Here is a 16,918-nt window from a genome sequence, read left to right as displayed (position 1 = left end):
AAAAACCACACTGATTGATTAAAAAATTTTTCAATTCGAAGGGTTTTCTTATTTTTATTCCACACTGCAGATTTTAAATTATGAATTTTCTTCGACTTCCTTTTCTTGTCAAGCTTACCCTGGTGGTGGTTTCCGTTATCGGTCTCGGCTACCTTCTGGCGTTAGGACAAAGTATATTGGCTCCTTTTTTTCTTGCCTTCCTTATGGCCATGCTGTTTTTACCGGCAGCAACCTTTATGGAAAGAAAGCTAAGGTTTCCAAGGTCTATGTCTACCATGACTTCGGTTTTTATCATGCTGATCATTTTAAGCGGGTTAATTTATTTCTTCAGCTCGCAGCTTTCTGACTTCAGCAAGGACCTTCCCCATCTCAGGGAGCAGTTCACAACTGTATTCAATAGCCTACAGCATTGGGTTTCCAAAACATTCAATGTGAAAGTTGATGAGCAGGTAGATTATATCAATCAGGGACTGAATAAACTCTTATCTTCTTCAGGTGCGATATTGGGATTTACCTTCGGTATTTTTTCAACCGGGTTTGGTTTCATCCTATTCTTTATTCTGTTTTTCATCTTTATTTTAAATTACAGAAGACTTCTGAACAATTTCATCGTTACTGTTTTTAATGAAAGACACAAGGCCAGTGTGCAGGAAGCTGTGAGTGAAATCAGGGTGATGACCAAGAAATATATTTTCGGGCTTTGCCTTCAGGTGATTATCGTATCCATCCTTACATCAATTGTCCTTACCATTTTAGGAGTAAAATATGCTATTCTTCTGGCGGTACTCACCGGCCTGTTAAACGTTATACCTTATCTGGGAATTTTTATGTCCCTTGTGATTTCGTGCTTTATTGCTTTTGCTACGGCAAGTCCGTCAACCTGTATTTATGTAGCCATCGGATATATCGGAATTCATGCAGTGGACGGAAATATCGTGCTGCCATTTGTGGTAGGATCAAGGGTAAAGATCAATGCTTTATTTTCTTTCGTGGGAATTCTTTTAGGGGAACATCTTTGGGGAATTGCGGGAATGTTTCTGTGTATTCCGGCTATTGCCATTATCAAGATCATTTGTGAGAGAGTGGATGACCTGAGACCTTGGGGAAAATTGCTGGGTGAAGAAGAAAAACCTAATAAGAAGAAAAAAAGCTACAAGATCTCCAAGAATATTACCCTGAAAGAAATGGACTAAAGATGAGTAATGAGTAATGAGTAATAAATAAGGAGCAATGAATTGATTTTAAATTTCGTTCCGCTTAAACTCATCCCAACTTTTACTTTTTGAACTTAAAATAAAAAGACTGCCTTTTTCAAGACAGTCTTTTATTATTTATGCTGGGAGAGCGCAATAAGGACTCATTCCATTCGGGCAGGTTTCCGTACAAAGAATATACGATTGAATATCCGGGCAGTAGCCTAAATCAGGGCCTCCTCCTCCAGGTCCTCCTCCTAAACACGGATCTCCGGGTGGAATTTTACATGGGCATCCAACAGGACCGATATCGCATTTTCCGATACCTCCTCCTCCCTGAATGTCTCTCAGGTCTGTACGATTGAGTTTTTTAAGGTTTTTCAACATAATTTATTATTAGTTTAGTTTGTACCTCAAAGATAGAATTTAAATTAAAACAAAACCAACATTAACACATCATTAACACTATATCTCACATTATTTACTAAAAATAAATAGTGTGATTTCATTTTTATAGTACATTTGATATAAAATATTTAATTATGAAAATCATAAAATTCATTATCTGTCTCTTGTTTGCTCTTACCTTTATCAATGCAGGCGTGAACAAATTTTTCCCTTACGCACCAGTCCCTAAAATGACGGACGAGCAGATCAAAATATACGCTGCCTTTACCGAAATCGGATGGCTGATGCCATTAGTGGGCGTAGTGGAAATTATAGGCGGACTTCTGTTCATCTTTCCAAAAACCAGAGCATTGGGGGCCATTATCATTCTCCCTGTGATGGCCGGAATATTTCTTCAAAATGTATACAGGGATCCATCCCAGGTAGGAATAGCCATGTCTGTTATTCTGATTCTGATCAATATCTGGATTCTTATTGATAACAGAGAGAAGTACAGAAATCTGGTTGGGTAGCTCTATAAGGTGGCAGGTTACTACCTATTTTCAACCCATCATACAAATGCACTGAATCCTGTAATCGACCGTCCTACAATGAGTGAGTTGATTTCTTTTGTTCCTTCATAAGAGTAAATGGCTTCAGCATCTGCTACGAATCTTGCTACATCATATTCGAGCAGGATACCGTTTCCGCCCATTACTTCTCTTGCTCTGGAAACAATATCTCTTGTTCTCAGGGTACAGAAGACTTTGGCCAATGAGGCATGTTCGTCTTTCAAAATTCCTTCATCCTGCATTTCGGATAGCCTGAAGACCATAGTCTGCATTGCGGTAAGATTAGAAAGCATTTCCACCAGATGCCCCTGAATCATTTGAAAAGAAGCTATCGGTCTTCCAAACTGTTCTCTTTTCCGGGTATAGTCTAAGGCACTTTCATAAGCTCCTCTCGCACAACCTGTAGCCATCCATGCCACTCCTGCCCGTGTCATCCGGAGTACTTTTCCTGTATCTTTAAATGAGTTGGCGTTCTGCAAACGGTTTTCTTCTGTAACCATACAGTCTTTTAAGGTGATGAGCCCGTTCTGAACGATTCTCAGTGCCATTTTTCCTTTAATTTTCTCTACGGAATAACCGGGATTATCTTTTTCTACAATAAATCCTTTCACCTCACCACTGTCCAGATCTCTTGCCCAGATAATCACAAGGTCTGCGAAAGTGGCATTTCCTATCCATTTTTTCTGTCCGTTCAGCACCCAGCCTTCAGGTGTTTTTTTACAGGTTACCGTAAGCCCGCCTGCAGCTCCGGATCCTACTTCTGGCTCTGTAAGTCCGAAAGCGCCTATTTTCTCAAACTTCTGCATCTGGGGAAGCCATTTCTGCTTCTGCTCCTCGGAACCGCAGATATAAATGGACCCCATCGCCAATCCTGACTGTACCCCGAAAAATGTAGCAATAGACGCATCAATTCTTGCCATTTCCATCGCAATGACCCCTTCCATCAGAAAAGGCATTCCCGGACAGCCGTAACCTTCATAAGTGACTCCGCAAATATTCAGTTTCTGAAATTTCGGAATCAGCTCAAACGGAAATTCATCTCTCAGCCAATAATGATTGACGAGAGGTTTAACTTCTTTTTCCATGAAGTCTCTTACTTTAAGCTGAATTTCTCTTTGTTCAGGGCTCAGGGTGTGATAGATATCGTAAAAATCACCATCAATAGGAGGCAGCTCTTTCTTTTTCTTTTCCGGATCAAGCATTTTCATCAATCCGGACAGCTGTTTATCGTCCAGCTTTGAAAAATTCTGCATGAGTTTAGGTAAATCTACTTTTTCAGATATGGAACTTAGCTGATCGAAATCAATGGATCTGAATAATTCTATAGCGTTTCTGATTTTGGAAAATGTATTTGACATAGTGATAAATTGAAGTTTGGTTTGTAAAAGATAAGCAAAAATTACTCCGAAAGCAAACAGAAAACAATAGCAATATTTTACAAAACATTCATTTACAGATAATTAAAACAGAATTTTTCGTTTACAAGTTTTTTACTTTCGATTTTCAAGCATTACAAAAGATCCTGCCGGAACTTTGAATCAAGCAAAACATTTAAATATTTACACTATGAAAACTACTTACATTAAATTATCCCTGGCAGCTGTTATTTTATCATGCATTTACTCATGTAAAAAAGGAGAAGTAGCAGCAAATGATCTTGAAGCTTATGCAACGGCAGATTCTTCTGCAGCTATTGTGTCAGACAGTATCTCATCAGTTGCAGGTATGCAGGTAAAAGACAAGCAGTTCATTAAAACAGCCGATGTAAACATGGAAGTGAAAGATGTGTATAATGCAACGATTGCTATTGAAAAATCAGTTAAGGAACTTGGAGGATTTGTTACCAACAGCAATCTTAGAAGCAATGTTGTGGCTCAGGATACTTATAATACCTCCGATGAAGAAGCAATGCTGGTGAAAAAATACCAAACGGAAAACAGCATGCAGGTACGTGTTCCTACAGAAAAACTGGACGATCTCTTAACGGCAATCAACAGTAACAAATTATTTCTGAATTCAAGATCCATCAATGCTGAAGATGTAACCGCCAATATCAAATATTCTGAGCTGGAAGGAAAAAGAACAGAGAAAACTTCTGAAGAAATCAATAAACTGAAAACCAATAAAGACAAAGTAACCCTGAACAATGATAATATTGCTGAAGGGAATCTTCAAAAACTATCCAGTATGAATATGGCTGATCATCTGAAATACAGTACTGTTGACATCTACATCAAAGAACCTAAGCTGCGCATTGCAGAAATTGCCATCACCAATACCAACAGCATTGATAATAAATACAAATACAATTTCATCTACGATGCCAAGGATGGCTTTGTATACGGGTTTTACCTGATCCAGAGAATCATTGTGGCCCTGATCAATATCTGGCCTCTAGTATTAATTGCTGCCGCCATTATTTATTTCTTAAGAAAAAGAAAATCATCAAAAAAATGAAAGACCGGCTATCAAAGAATAAAAGCATCTAACCAATTGGTTATCATCATAATTTTAGATTTTACAGCCTCCTGCAAACAGGAGGTTTTTATTTTTTTCAAAAAAAACTGTAACGATTCTAATGTCTGTTTTACCTACTGTTTAAAAGAACAGAAAATCAAAAAAATCAATACTATGAAAAATGTAATAAAATTAGGTCTCGCAGCATTATTATCAATGAACTTTATAACTGCAAAAGCACAAAACACAAATACCCATAATGACAACAGTCTGCTTTGGGAAGTATCAGGCAACGGTCTTTCCAAGCCGTCTTATATTGCCGGAACTTTTCATATCTTATGCAACAGGGATTTTGATATTAAGCCTAAAGTGTGGAACGCCCTTAATCAATCTGAGAGTTTCGTGATGGAAATCAATTATACGGATCCAAACGAAATGACTTCAATCCAAAAAATGATGAATGCGGATAAAAAAATATCGGAACAATTAACTCCTGAAGAGGCGGAAGATTTAGATAAAATACTTGCTGACTACGGAACTACCCTTAAAAACATTGACTCTCATAGCTCAGCAGCTCTTTATTCTCTAGTTGCGACAAAAGCAGTCCCATGCCCTCAGAATGAAGTGAAAATGTATGAAATAGAATTGCTTAAAACAGCTTTGAAGAACAAAAAAATCATAAGTGGTCTGGAAAAAGTAGATGAACAGACTTATGCCATAAGCCAGGCCTACGACCTTAAAGAATCAATATCTCAGTTGAAACAGGGGAACGAATATGCTATTGCAGCCAAAAAGATGACTGAAGCATTTAAAAACGAAGATCTGAAAAATCTGGATAAGCTGATTAAAGATCCCAAGTTCATGAATAAAAGGCAGGAAAAACTGGTTCTGACAGACAGAAATAAAAACTGGGCAGAAAAAATGCCGGAAATGATGAAAAAACAAAGTACATTCTTTGCCGTAGGAAGCGGTCACCTTTGGGGAGATAGCGGTCTGATCAGTCTTCTGAAATCAAAAGGGTACACTGTAAAACCTGTATCCAGTTTATAACGATAACCCAACCGTGAAACGATCGTGAGCAACCCAACCGAAGCCACCTTTTTAAAGCTTGTCAATCAGCACAAAGGCATTTTATACAAAGCTTCCCGCATCTATGCAGATTCAATAGAAGACAGGGAAGATCTGCAGCAGGAGATTCTGATCCAGCTGTGGAAATCTTACCAGAACTTCAAAGGAAACAGTGAATTCTCCACATGGATGTACCGTGTCGCTATCAATACAGCGATTACTTATCTGAAAAAAGAAAAAAACCGGACCAGCAACCACACTGAAGCTCCATATCATTTTGAAGTACAACAGGAGGACTATAATCCTACTAAAGACCGGCAGCTGGAAATTTTTTACAATGCCGTACAGGAGCTGAATGCTCTGGAGAAAGCCGTCATCTTTTACTTCATGGAAGGAATGTCTCATAAAGAAATCGGAAGCAACCTTGGGCTCAGTGAAGGCAATGCCCGTGTAAAACTCAACAGAACAAAAGAAAAAATACAACAAATCATAAAAAAATCAGGCTATGAATTTTGATCAGTTAAAAGAACAATGGAATAAAGAAGGCAGCAATGTTCAGATTCCGGATACTATAGAACAGCTAAGAGAAAGCAAACATCCTGTTTCAAAGATTCAGAAGAGTATGAAAAAAGAATTCCCAATGCAGGTCATTGCTATTATTCTTATCGGGTTCTTCCCGCTGCAGTTCAAATTTCCAACATCGCAATACCTTATTTATTATGTATCCTATACAGTGATGACAGTTATTTCATCCTATTATTTATTAGGATTTTACAAATTTTACAGACAGACGGAACTCTATACGGGAAATACCAAAAACAGTCTATGGAAAATATACCACGAGCTGAGACTGAATATGGAAAGATACCAGTCCTTTGGTTTTTTATTATTACCTCATTTCCTTGTAACGATAGGTCTGGTAATCTATAACACGATGAAGGAGCACGGAAAATCTCTCTCAGATCTCACCGGGTCTTACCAGCAAGCTTTGATCATTGCGGTTTTAATAGGAACTTTAGGGATCATCACAAGTATAGTTCTATGGACAAAGTATATCTATGGGCGAAGTGCAAAAAAACTGGAAAACATTCTGAATGAAATGGATGAATGATTTCAACGGATTTTAAAAGAATAAAGACCATTCCTCAGACCATCTCTGAGGTTTTGTTCTTTAAAAAAACATTATTTATTATCTTCAAATTTATCAGAGGTTTTATTTTTCCTTAAATTTGCACATCAGAAATAAAGCATTATGGATTAAAAAATATTCTGATCCGGTTAATGATGCTCTGAACCATTCAAATTCCTGAAATATGCTAGCAAAAATAAATCCTATACAAACTGACAGCTGGAAAGCTCTTGATGAACACTTTGCCGGAAATGACTTTGATCTGAGAAGTCTTTTCCAGTATAATCCGAACCGTTTTAATGAATTTTCCATGCAAAAGGACAACTATCTTTTTGATTATTCTAAAAACTTAATCGATTCAAGAACAAAAGACCTTTTATTGCAGCTCGCTGAAGAATGCCAGCTAAAGGATGCTATTTCCAGAATGTTCTCCGGCGATAAGATCAATGAAACGGAAGGAAGAGCTGTTTTGCATACCGCATTGAGAGATTTTTCCGATAAAGAGATCCTTGTGGATGGTGAAAATATCAAGCCACAGATCAAAAAGGTTCTGGACCATATGAAAGCTTTCTCTGAAAAGATCATTTCCGGAGCGCATAAAGGTTTCAGCGGAAAAGAAATCACTGATGTGGTGAACATCGGAATCGGAGGATCAGATTTAGGGCCTGTGATGGTCTGCTCAGCTTTAAAGCATTTCAAAACAAGGCTAAATGTACATTTCGTTTCTAACGTAGACGGAAATCATATCGCAGAAGTGGTAAAAAACTTAAATCCTGAAACCACATTATTCATCATTGCTTCCAAAACGTTCACAACACAGGAAACCATGACGAATGCAAATTCTGCCAAAGACTGGTTCCTGAAAGCAGGAAAGCAGGAAGATGTGGAAAAACATTTTGTAGCTTTATCCACTAATATTCAGGAAGTTAAAAAGTTCGGAATCGCAGAAGAAAACATTTTTGAATTCTGGGACTGGGTAGGTGGAAGATACTCTCTCTGGAGTGCTATCGGATTAAGTATTGTACTGGCTGTAGGATATGAAAATTTTGAACAGCTTTTAAGAGGAGCTTACGATACTGACCAACATTTTCAGACGGCTGACTTCTCTGAAAATGTACCCGTATTGATGGGACTTCTGGGTATCTGGTACCGAAATTTCTATGCAGCAACAAGCTATGCGATCTTACCTTACTCTCAATACCTGGACAGATTTGCCGCCTATCTTCAGCAGGGAGATATGGAAAGCAACGGAAAATGTGTAGACAGAAACGGTGAATTTGTAGAATATGAAACAGGACCGATTATCTGGGGTGAACCTGGTACAAACGGACAGCACGCATTCTATCAGTTGATTCACCAGGGTACAGAACTGATCCCGGCTGATTTCATTGCCTATGCCAAAAGCTGTAATAAAGTTTCTGACCACCAGGATAAACTGCTGGCTAATTTCTTTGCACAGACAGAGGCCCTTGCTTTCGGAAAGCTGGAAGAGGAAGTGGTAGAAGAACTTAGAAATGCAGGAAAATCTGACGAAGAAATTGACAGGCTGGTCAACTTTAAGGTCTTCCACGGAAACACACCTACTAACTCTATACTATTCAAGGAATTAACTCCTTTTTCACTGGGACAGCTAATTGCAATGTACGAACATAAAATTTTTGTACAGGGAGTGATCTGGAATATTTTCAGCTTCGACCAGTTTGGGGTAGAATTAGGAAAAGTATTAGCCAATAAGATCCTTCCGGAACTTGAAAACAATGAAGAGATCAGCTCTCATGACAGTTCTACGAACGGATTGATCACTTACTATAAAAAATTCAAATAGTAAGAAATAAAAAGAAAGTAAAAAGTAAATCTATAAAAGTAAAAAAGTAAAAATGGCAGAAATTCTTGACGGGCTTAAAGTGTCCAAAGAAATAAAAGCAGAGATCAAAACTGAAGTGGAAAAGATTCTTGCAGGGAAAAGAAGAGCTCCGCACCTGGTAGCTATTCTTGTTGGGAACAACGGAGCAAGTAAAGCTTATGTAAACGCTAAGGTAAAAGACTGCGAAGAAGTGGGATTTCAATCCAGCTTAATTAAATTTCCAAGCACGGTTTCAGAATCTGAACTATTGGAAAAAATTGATGAATTAAACAAGTCTAAGGCTGTTGACGGATTTATCGTTCAGCTTCCTCTACCGGATCAGGTTGACCAGGAGAAAATCATCAATGCTATTGACCCTAGAAAAGATGTAGACGGATTCCATCCGGAAAACTTCGGGAAAATGGCTTTGGAAATGGATACTTTCCTGCCTGCCACTCCCTTCGGGATCTTAACTCTATTGGAAAGATACAATATCGAAACCAAAGGAAAAGACTGTGTCATCATCGGAAGAAGTAAAATTGTAGGAAGACCGATGAGCATCCTTATGGGAAGAAAAGATTTCCCGGGGAACTCTACCGTAACCCTTACACACTCATATACAAAAGACATCGAAGAATACACGAAAAAGGCCGATATCGTTATCACTGCTTTAGGAGATCCTCATTTCTTAAAAGGAGATATGATCAAAGATGGCGCTGTAATCGTTGACGTGGGAATCACAAGAGTAGATGATGACTCTCCGAAAGGCTATCACCTTGCCGGTGACGTAGATTTCGACAGTTGTGCTGCTAAGGCAAGCTGGATCACACCGGTACCTGGAGGAGTAGGCCCAATGACGAGAGCAATGTTGATGAAAAACACCATCATTGCCTACAAAACTTCGGTCTATAACGACTAATTTTAAAATGAATAAAGAACAAGATATTTTATTAAAAGAAGGTAAAATGCTCCCTGTAATGGAGCATTTTTACACTTTACAGGGAGAAGGGGCACACACAGGAAAGGCAGCTTATTTCATTAGGCTAGGAGGCTGTGATGTGGGCTGCCACTGGTGTGATGTAAAAGAAAGCTGGGATCCTGAGCTTCATCCACTGATGAATGCTACGGAAATTGCAGAAACCGCAGCAAGCCACTGTAAAACCATCGTTTTGACAGGTGGGGAACCTCTGATGTGGAACTTAGATATCCTGACATCCAGACTGAAAGAATTGGGATGCACCGTTCATATTGAGACATCCGGTGCTTATCCTATGAGCGGACATCTGGACTGGATCACCCTGTCTCCAAAGAAAACAGGGCTTCCTAAAGAAGAAATTTACCTGCAGGCCAATGAGCTTAAGGTCATCATTTTCAATCAGCATGACTTCACATTTGCACAGGAGCAGGCAGCAAAAGTTTCTGATCACTGTAAGCTTTATCTTCAGAGTGAGTGGAGCAAAAGAAATGACATGTATCCTAAGATTACAGATTTTATTCTGGAACATCCTGAATGGCAGGCTTCGGTTCAGACTCATAAATATCTGAATATCCCGTAAAAATATGTACCTTAGCTAGCTGTTCCGTTATAATACCGATAGATGCAGAGAATTCGATACTCTAGATACCTGAAATCGATCATCATTTTGCTTGACCTCATGGTTATTGCATCTATCTTTATATTCTTTTTTATAAGCAGGAACGAAAGTTTAAAATACCATAAAGAAACCTGGTATCAGAATATTTTCTCACTCATTTTGTTGTTTTTGTTCTGGGTGCTTCTCAGCGGTAGGACAAAAATTTACAATATCCCGAGGAACCTTACGTATACTTTGTTTCTTGAACGCCTTTTAATTCATTTCCTTTTTTTTATACTTGGCGTTCTGCTTATAGGAAAGGTAAGTAATAATGTGTTTTTCAATTCGGATATCTACTGGCTTTCATTTTATCTTTTTGCGTTTATTTTTCTCGCAAAATCATTGATTTACTTTGCTATAAAGTACTTCCGTTCCTTAGGGATCAATTACAGAAACGTAATGTTTTTAGGAAACAATGATTCCACTCAAATCCTGAAAAATATATTTGAAGACCGAAGGGATTATGGGTACAGGATATTTGAATATAATAATGCCGAGATCAGAACGGATGAATTAGTAAGTTTCTGGAAAAAGAACGGAATACATACCCTGTTTCTATCTACAGAAAACTCATACGATGAAAACACCGAAACTGAAATTTTCAAGCTGGCAGAAGACAGTAAGGTTCATGTTTCATTAATTCCGAGTATCACACAAAGTGATTTTTTCCTTTATGATCTTGGATATATACAGACACAGCCCATTCTCAACCAGGCAAGATATCCGTTGGATTACTATTCTAATTTTCTGATGAAAAGAACCTTTGATCTCTTTTTTTCATTGATTGTACTGGTTTTTATCTGTTCGTGGGCATTCCCAATTATTGCACTGCTGATCAAGACGACTTCCAAAGGCCCTGTTTTCTTTTTACAGAAAAGGTATGGCTTTCATGAAGAGGTATTCAGCTGCTTTAAATTCAGAACCATGGTGGTGAATGATGAATCTGCCACTAAAACCACATCAGCCAACGATTCCAGGATTACGAAAGTGGGAAAATTTTTAAGAAAAACCAGTCTTGATGAGCTTCCTCAATTCATCAATGTATTAAAAGGAGAAATGTCTGTAGTGGGACCACGTCCTCATATGCTGGCGGTTGATAATTATTATAAACCTAAAATCGGAAGATACAGCTTGAGAAGTATGGTAAGTCCCGGTATTACAGGATTGGCACAGGTAAGCGGATTGAGAGGTGATTTTGGAGATGTGGAAGTGGAAATGAAAAAACGGGTTCTTGCCGATGCGTTCTACGTAAGAAACTGGAGTTTTGTACTCGATCTGGTTATTGTTTTAAAAACCGTTCTCCTGGTAATTGCAGGAGATAAAAACGCAAAATAAAGTTCAGGCTTTGGGAAAGACTCAGATAATTTTAACATTTTTCTATGTCTTGGTCTTGTTTTTGACCTTAGCCTAATTCAATAAAAAAGTCTAATTTAGCAGTATGTTAAAAAAGTTTTTCACAGCAGTAGGGGAATATATTATGCTTTTGGGCAAATCCCTGCAGAAGCCTCAGAAAATGAGGGTTTTCTGGAAGCTGTTCATGAGAGAAATTAATGATTTGGGAGTAAATTCTTTCGGACTTGTAGTCTTCACTTCAATATTTGTGGGGGCCGTAGTGGCTATCCAGATGTTCAACAACTTTGATGCATCTTCGTTTCCCATTCCTCCTTCATTTGTAGGGTATGCTACGAAAGCCGTACTGGTGCTGGAATTTGCCCCTACAATTATCAGTTTGATTCTGGCGGGTAAAGTAGGCTCTTATATTGCTTCCAGTATCGGGACCATGAGAGTTTCTGAGCAGATTGATGCATTGGACATCATGGGGGTCAACTCACCCAACTTTCTGATATTTCCAAAAATTATTGCCTGTATTCTTTTTAATCCCCTTCTTATTGCCATCAGTATTGTATTTGGTATTGGCGGAGGTTATATTGCAGGGATTTTAACCGGAAACTGGACGGAGAACGATTATATTGTAGGGATTCAGATGTATATGCCTAACCTGTTTATCTATTATGCATTTACCAAAACCATAGTTTTTGCATTCATTATTGCAACAGTACCTTCTTATTTCGGATATTTTGTCAAAGGAGGATCACTGGAAGTAGGTAGAGCCAGTACGCAGGCGGTGGTATGGACGATGGTATTCATTATCATTTCCGAATTAATTTTAACCCAATTAATATTAAGCTGATGATTGAGGTAAAAGATCTTAAGAAAAGTTTTGGAGATGTTGAAGTACTTAAGGGAATTTCAACTTCATTTGATAAAGGAAAAGTAAACTTAATCATTGGGCAGAGTGGATCAGGAAAAACCGTTTTCCTTAAAAGTCTTCTGAATGTGTATATGCCTTCATCCGGAGAGATCCTATTTGATGGCAAGGACATCAACACCATGACCAGGGATGAAAAGCAGCACCTGCGTTCAGAAATCGGGACGGTATTTCAGGGAAGTGCTTTGTTTGACTCGCTCACGGTAGAAGAAAACATTATGTTTCCTCTGGACATGTTTACCAACCTTACCTACAGAGAAAAAAAGAAAAGAGTTTTCGAAGTAATAGGAAGAGTACACCTTGATAAAGCCGATAAAAAATACCCTTCAGAAATTTCAGGGGGAATGCAGAAAAGGGTTGCCATAGCAAGAGCTATTGTCAACAATCCCAAATATCTGTTCTGTGATGAGCCCAACTCCGGGCTTGATCCTTATACTTCAAAGATTATTGATGATCTTCTTTATGAAATTACAAAAGAATATAATACCACAACAATCATCAACACTCACGACATGAACTCTGTAATGACGATTGGTGAGAAAATTGTATACCTGAGATTAGGACTCAAGGAATGGGAAGGAAACAAAGACATTCTGATCACGGCAGGCAATAAAAATCTGATTGATTTCGTTTATTCTTCAGAACTGTTTAAAGAACTGAGAGAATATTTACTTGAGAATAATAAAACGATTGAAAATACAAAAATAGACGATAATGAAAAAGGCACTTAGTATAGCGTTAGTAGGGTTTTCAATGTGGGCTTCTGCACAGATCTCACTGGCAGGTAAAGCCAATTTAATATTTCCTACAGGCTCACCTTCATGGTCCAACATTAAAGGAACTGTGAACGATGCTATTGAAGGAACGGGAAAAAACAATGTAGGTTTCAATGTTGGACTTTCAATGAAAGTAGGACTTCCAACTTCATTGTTCTTAATGCCGGAGGTATATTATACCCACTTCAAAAATGAATTCACTACAGAAAATACTACATTTGATGTGAAAAGTAACCGTATTGATGTACCGGTGCTTTTGGGATATAACCTTTTAGGAAATATGCTTGGGGTTTTTGTAGGCCCTGTAGGAAGCTTCAATTTAAGCAAAGACAATACCTATAATGATTTTAAAGAAAATGCTAAAAACAATTTCACTGTAGGATATCAGTTCGGAGCTCAGCTTGAAATTAAAAAGCTTATTGTAAATGCAAGATATGAAGGAGCTTTCAGTAAAGACGAAAGAAACTTCATCAACAGAGTTTCCGGTTCGGAAATCAGATATGACAACAGACCTAACTTGTTTATGGTAGGTTTAGGATATAAATTCTAACGAATATTTGAAAATAACAACTTGTTAAAACCCCCGGATATCTATATCTGAGGGTTTTTATTTTGATTTTCAAGCTCGGCCTGACGCTTTGCAATATCTGCAGCCTGTTTTTCCAGTTCTTCTTTTTCTTTCTGCAGCTGCTTGAATTCTTTTTTCTTCTGTTCCGCTTTTATAGCGCTTCCTTTACTCAGATAACCTACCATTCCTCCAATGATAAGCCCTATTCCAACTCCAGCCATCATTCCCATGATGTGGGAAATCTTAATCTGTTCTACGGCAAAATCTGTCGTCAGATAAAAAAGCAAAGCTGATACTGCTAAAAGAATAAGTCCGGTAATTGATAAACTCTTCATAATATTGTGTTTAGGTGTTTACATTAAAAAAGCCCTATCAAATTTACTAAAAATTTAATAAGGCTTTACTCAAGATTAAAATTCTAATTATATTTTTCCTCCCGCAGCCTTATAATATTCCAAAGCTTTTGGCAAGTCTTTATTAATATCTGAAATTCTTGTTTCCGGACTTGGGTGGGTAGATAAGAATTCCGGCTGTCTTGCCCCTGAAGATGCAGACTCCATTCTGTTCCAGAAAGGAATTGCTGCTCTTGGATCATATCCTGCCATAGACATCAGGTAAAGTCCCATTTCGTCAGCTTCAGACTCCTGCCCTCTTCCATATTTCAAAAGAGCAACCTGTGAACCGATAGGATATACCTTCTGGAAAATATTGGCCCATTGCGAGTTGGAAATTGTTCCTCCAAGAATAGCTCCTCCATACTGAGCCACCATTGCCTGGGAAATTCTTTCGTTTCCGTGACCTGCCAGTGCGTGGGAAACTTCGTGTCCCATTACTACGGCAAGTCCGTTATCATCTTTTGTTATCGGCAGAATTCCGGTATAAACCGCTACCTTACCTCCGGGCATACACCATGCATTCAGTTCGTTGCTTTGCAGAAGATTAAACTCCCAGCTATAGTTGGCAAGATCTGCAGACCTTCCAATATTCTGATAATATCTTTCTGCAGCATTCTTGATTCTGTTTCCTACGCTTACCACTCTCTTTGCATCTGCTGTCCCGGTAATCACTTTACCTTTAGACAATGTCGTTCTGTATTCCTGCGAAGACATTGTTAATATTTCCGAATTGTTGGCCAGCTGTAACGAAGACCTTCCCGTAATGGGATTTGTAGTACAGGCAGCGGCCGACAGAGCAATAGCTCCTATTCCTAATAGATGTGTAACTTTCATAGTTTGAGTGTTAATAATTCAACCTTAACAATTTTTATTCCAAAATATTTCATAATGAATAAATTTGCATACATTTTGCTGTTTAAAATTAATAATTATATCAATCATGAAAAAGTATATTTCACTTCTTATGGTTTTTGGGTTCCTGTTCTTTTTTCAGAGCTGTGCATCCCAGGGTTCTGCAGATTCTCAGGTAGTCAATGCTTTAGCAGATTCTCAGGAGTTTACCTTCCATGCACAGAGAGCCAATCCTACGAATTATGATGTTATTAATGTGATGAGCTCGATGCCCAATTCTACTATGACCAGAATGTTGAATCTTGACGGAAGCTATACGATTGAACTCAGTAAGAATAATCTGGATGTTGCATTGCCTTATTTCGGAAGATTGTTCAACCCTACCTATGGAAATACCAGCAGCAACAGCTATAGATTTACTTCAAAAGATTTCACGGTAAGCAAATCTCAGAATAAAAAAGGAACCTGGATCTTCAGGATCAGGCCTAATGATGTAAAAAGTGTACAGGAGATCAATATTGAAATCTTCAAAAACGGTAAGGCTTTCGTATCGATGAGAAGTAATGACAGACAGCCCATTACCTATGACGGATATGTTTCAAAAAATGAGGAAAAACAGGAAAAGGAAAAACCTTAATCCCTGTTCTGACCGGATAAAAATTTTTCAACAAATAATTTTGCTTCAGTGCTTGGGTTTGAAACCATCTCTGAAGCATTTTTTTTATGCATCATATATGCTTCTTCCACCTCGTTGCTTTTTTTCATAAGAGATAAAATATATTCCTGCACCCAATATTCAAACCGTTTTTCAGCCTGGTGTATACGAACTTCTTCAAAACGGCCGCTTTTCTTTTTCAGATCGATAAAGCCGGAAATGGTATCATAAATTTCTTTAAGGCCCTCATTATGTAAAGCTGAACCCAATAAAACAGGGATTTTCCATTCTTTTTCTTTAGGCGGAATAAAATCTAAAGCCCTTTTCAGCTCCAGTCTTGTACTTTTTGCTTTCTGAAGGTTATCCTGATCTACTTTATTGATGAAAATAAGGTCTACCATTTCCATAATTCCACGCTTTATTCCCTGCAGTTCATCACCGCCTCCAATGATTTTAAGAAAAAGGAAAACATCGGTAATATCTGCAACAAGAACTTCAGACTGCCCTACTCCTACTGTTTCTATCAGGATGTAATCATAGCCGGCTGCTTCACAGATCATCATGGTTTCAAAGGTAGTATTGGCAACTCCGCCCAGGAATCCTGAACTTGGGGAAGGCCGTATAAAGGCATTCTCTTCTTTAGCCAGCTCTTCCATTCTGGTTTTATCACCCAAAATACTGCCCTTATTGATTGAAGAACTTGGATCAATAGCCAGAACAGCCACTTTTTTACCTTCCGCAATAGCCAGCCTTCCGAAACTTTCTATAAAGGTTGATTTTCCGGCACCAGGAACTCCCGTCACTCCTACCCGCACAGAATGGCCTGTAAAAGGCATTATTTTTTTCAAAAGATCTTCTGCCTGTACCCTGTGCTCAGCTTTTTTACTTTCGACCAATGTAATAGCTTTTGCGATCAGGCGTTTGTTTCCCGATCGTATTCCCTCTATTAGCTCTTCTGTAGAAAATTTCATTGATTCAAAATTAATAATTATAATGGGAATGATCAATAGTTCGTCAGCAATCACGGAACAAATACTCCTTTTTACCATTTATATTTTCATCATGTATTCCTGATTCAATTTTTATTTCTTCTAAATTAAAACTATATACTCCCTGTAAC

The 16,918-nt window shown here is 38.1% G+C and carries 19 protein-coding genes; 14 read left to right on the top strand and 5 right to left on the bottom strand.

What is annotated here, in order from left to right:
• The first annotated feature begins 80 nt into the window (after window positions 1-80).
• Entirely contained in the window at window positions 81-1,193 is a 1,113-nt protein-coding gene (locus tag ACTJJF_RS17970; RefSeq protein WP_440700537.1) for an AI-2E family transporter, read from the top strand.
• Window positions 1,194-1,331: 138 nt separating this feature from the next.
• On the opposite strand, the gene ACTJJF_RS17965 is transcribed toward ACTJJF_RS17970, so the two are convergent.
• On the bottom strand, window positions 1,332-1,580 hold the full coding sequence (locus ACTJJF_RS17965; protein WP_440700536.1) for a bacteriocin-like protein: 249 nt from the start codon (window positions 1,578-1,580) through the stop codon (window positions 1,332-1,334).
• Between the two features lie 155 nt (window positions 1,581-1,735).
• Here ACTJJF_RS17965 and ACTJJF_RS17960 point away from each other — a divergent pair, with 155 nt between their 5' ends.
• Entirely contained in the window at window positions 1,736-2,113 is a 378-nt protein-coding gene (locus ACTJJF_RS17960) for a MauE/DoxX family redox-associated membrane protein (RefSeq protein WP_312298952.1), read from the top strand.
• Between the two features lie 38 nt (window positions 2,114-2,151).
• On the opposite strand, the gene ACTJJF_RS17955 is transcribed toward ACTJJF_RS17960, so the two are convergent.
• A complete protein-coding gene (locus ACTJJF_RS17955; RefSeq protein WP_440700535.1) occupies window positions 2,152-3,510 on the bottom strand; it encodes an acyl-CoA dehydrogenase family protein in 1,359 nt (452 codons plus the stop codon).
• Window positions 3,511-3,718: 208 nt separating this feature from the next.
• On the opposite strand from ACTJJF_RS17955, the gene ACTJJF_RS17950 reads away from it, so the two are divergent.
• From ACTJJF_RS17950 to ACTJJF_RS17900, 11 genes are all read left to right on the top strand, one after another.
• The gene (locus tag ACTJJF_RS17950; RefSeq protein ID WP_440700534.1) at window positions 3,719-4,609 is read left to right on the top strand and encodes a DUF4349 domain-containing protein; all 891 of its coding nucleotides are present in this window, start codon (window positions 3,719-3,721) and stop codon (window positions 4,607-4,609) included.
• Between the two features lie 174 nt (window positions 4,610-4,783).
• Window positions 4,784-5,659: a TraB/GumN family protein gene (locus tag ACTJJF_RS17945; protein ID WP_312298962.1), complete on the top strand. Its 876-nt coding sequence runs from the start codon at window positions 4,784-4,786 to the stop codon at window positions 5,657-5,659.
• Between the two features lie 24 nt (window positions 5,660-5,683).
• Window positions 5,684-6,193 carry an RNA polymerase sigma factor gene (locus ACTJJF_RS17940; protein WP_440700533.1) on the top strand — a complete coding sequence of 170 codons (510 nt, stop codon included), beginning with the start codon at window positions 5,684-5,686 and terminating at the stop codon, window positions 6,191-6,193.
• Window positions 6,183-6,788 carry a hypothetical protein gene (locus ACTJJF_RS17935; RefSeq protein ID WP_312298967.1) on the top strand — a complete coding sequence of 202 codons (606 nt, stop codon included), beginning with the start codon at window positions 6,183-6,185 and terminating at the stop codon, window positions 6,786-6,788. The genes ACTJJF_RS17940 and ACTJJF_RS17935 overlap by 11 nt, the downstream gene beginning before the upstream one ends.
• 202 nt (window positions 6,789-6,990) lie before the next feature.
• Window positions 6,991-8,631 carry a glucose-6-phosphate isomerase gene (gene pgi, locus ACTJJF_RS17930; protein ID WP_440700532.1) on the top strand — a complete coding sequence of 547 codons (1,641 nt, stop codon included), beginning with the start codon at window positions 6,991-6,993 and terminating at the stop codon, window positions 8,629-8,631.
• Window positions 8,632-8,683: 52 nt separating this feature from the next.
• Entirely contained in the window at window positions 8,684-9,568 is an 885-nt protein-coding gene (locus tag ACTJJF_RS17925; protein WP_212649851.1) for a bifunctional 5,10-methylenetetrahydrofolate dehydrogenase/5,10-methenyltetrahydrofolate cyclohydrolase, read from the top strand.
• Between the two features lie 7 nt (window positions 9,569-9,575).
• Window positions 9,576-10,205 carry a 7-carboxy-7-deazaguanine synthase QueE gene (locus ACTJJF_RS17920; protein ID WP_440700531.1) on the top strand — a complete coding sequence of 210 codons (630 nt, stop codon included), beginning with the start codon at window positions 9,576-9,578 and terminating at the stop codon, window positions 10,203-10,205.
• A gap of 42 nt (window positions 10,206-10,247) precedes the next feature.
• Entirely contained in the window at window positions 10,248-11,618 is a 1,371-nt protein-coding gene (locus ACTJJF_RS17915) for an exopolysaccharide biosynthesis polyprenyl glycosylphosphotransferase (protein WP_312298980.1), read from the top strand.
• Between the two features lie 103 nt (window positions 11,619-11,721).
• Window positions 11,722-12,474 (top strand): MlaE family ABC transporter permease, encoded by a 753-nt coding sequence (locus ACTJJF_RS17910; RefSeq protein WP_312298982.1) that lies wholly within the window; start codon window positions 11,722-11,724, stop codon window positions 12,472-12,474.
• Window positions 12,474-13,283 carry an ABC transporter ATP-binding protein gene (locus ACTJJF_RS17905; protein ID WP_312298984.1) on the top strand — a complete coding sequence of 270 codons (810 nt, stop codon included), beginning with the start codon at window positions 12,474-12,476 and terminating at the stop codon, window positions 13,281-13,283. Before ACTJJF_RS17910 ends, ACTJJF_RS17905 begins: the two co-directional genes overlap by 1 nt.
• Window positions 13,267-13,878 carry an outer membrane beta-barrel protein gene (locus tag ACTJJF_RS17900; protein ID WP_312298986.1) on the top strand — a complete coding sequence of 204 codons (612 nt, stop codon included), beginning with the start codon at window positions 13,267-13,269 and terminating at the stop codon, window positions 13,876-13,878. Before ACTJJF_RS17905 ends, ACTJJF_RS17900 begins: the two co-directional genes overlap by 17 nt.
• A gap of 41 nt (window positions 13,879-13,919) precedes the next feature.
• Here ACTJJF_RS17900 and ACTJJF_RS17895 read toward each other — a convergent pair whose 3' ends face one another.
• Both ACTJJF_RS17895 and ACTJJF_RS17890 read right to left on the bottom strand, forming a co-directional pair.
• Window positions 13,920-14,231, bottom strand: a complete 312-nt coding sequence (locus tag ACTJJF_RS17895) for a hypothetical protein (protein WP_167032387.1) — start codon at window positions 14,229-14,231, stop codon at window positions 13,920-13,922.
• A gap of 87 nt (window positions 14,232-14,318) precedes the next feature.
• Window positions 14,319-15,125, bottom strand: coding sequence for a M48 family metallopeptidase (locus ACTJJF_RS17890; protein WP_065400874.1), 807 nt, complete (start codon window positions 15,123-15,125; stop codon window positions 14,319-14,321).
• 106 nt (window positions 15,126-15,231) lie between these two features.
• On the opposite strand from ACTJJF_RS17890, the gene ACTJJF_RS17885 reads away from it, so the two are divergent.
• Complete coding sequence (locus tag ACTJJF_RS17885; protein ID WP_440700530.1) at window positions 15,232-15,780, top strand: DUF4251 domain-containing protein; 549 nt, start codon at window positions 15,232-15,234, stop codon at window positions 15,778-15,780.
• Here ACTJJF_RS17885 and meaB read toward each other — a convergent pair.
• On the bottom strand, window positions 15,777-16,769 hold the full coding sequence (gene meaB / locus ACTJJF_RS17880) for a methylmalonyl Co-A mutase-associated GTPase MeaB (RefSeq protein ID WP_440700529.1): 993 nt from the start codon (window positions 16,767-16,769) through the stop codon (window positions 15,777-15,779). The genes ACTJJF_RS17885 and meaB overlap by 4 nt on opposite strands.
• Window positions 16,770-16,918: the final 149 nt, after the last annotated feature.

This window comes from Chryseobacterium sp. 22458 (assembly GCF_052044975.1).
Classification (GTDB): domain Bacteria; phylum Bacteroidota; class Bacteroidia; order Flavobacteriales; family Weeksellaceae; genus Chryseobacterium.
This window is presented reverse-complemented; position numbering and strand designations above follow the sequence as displayed.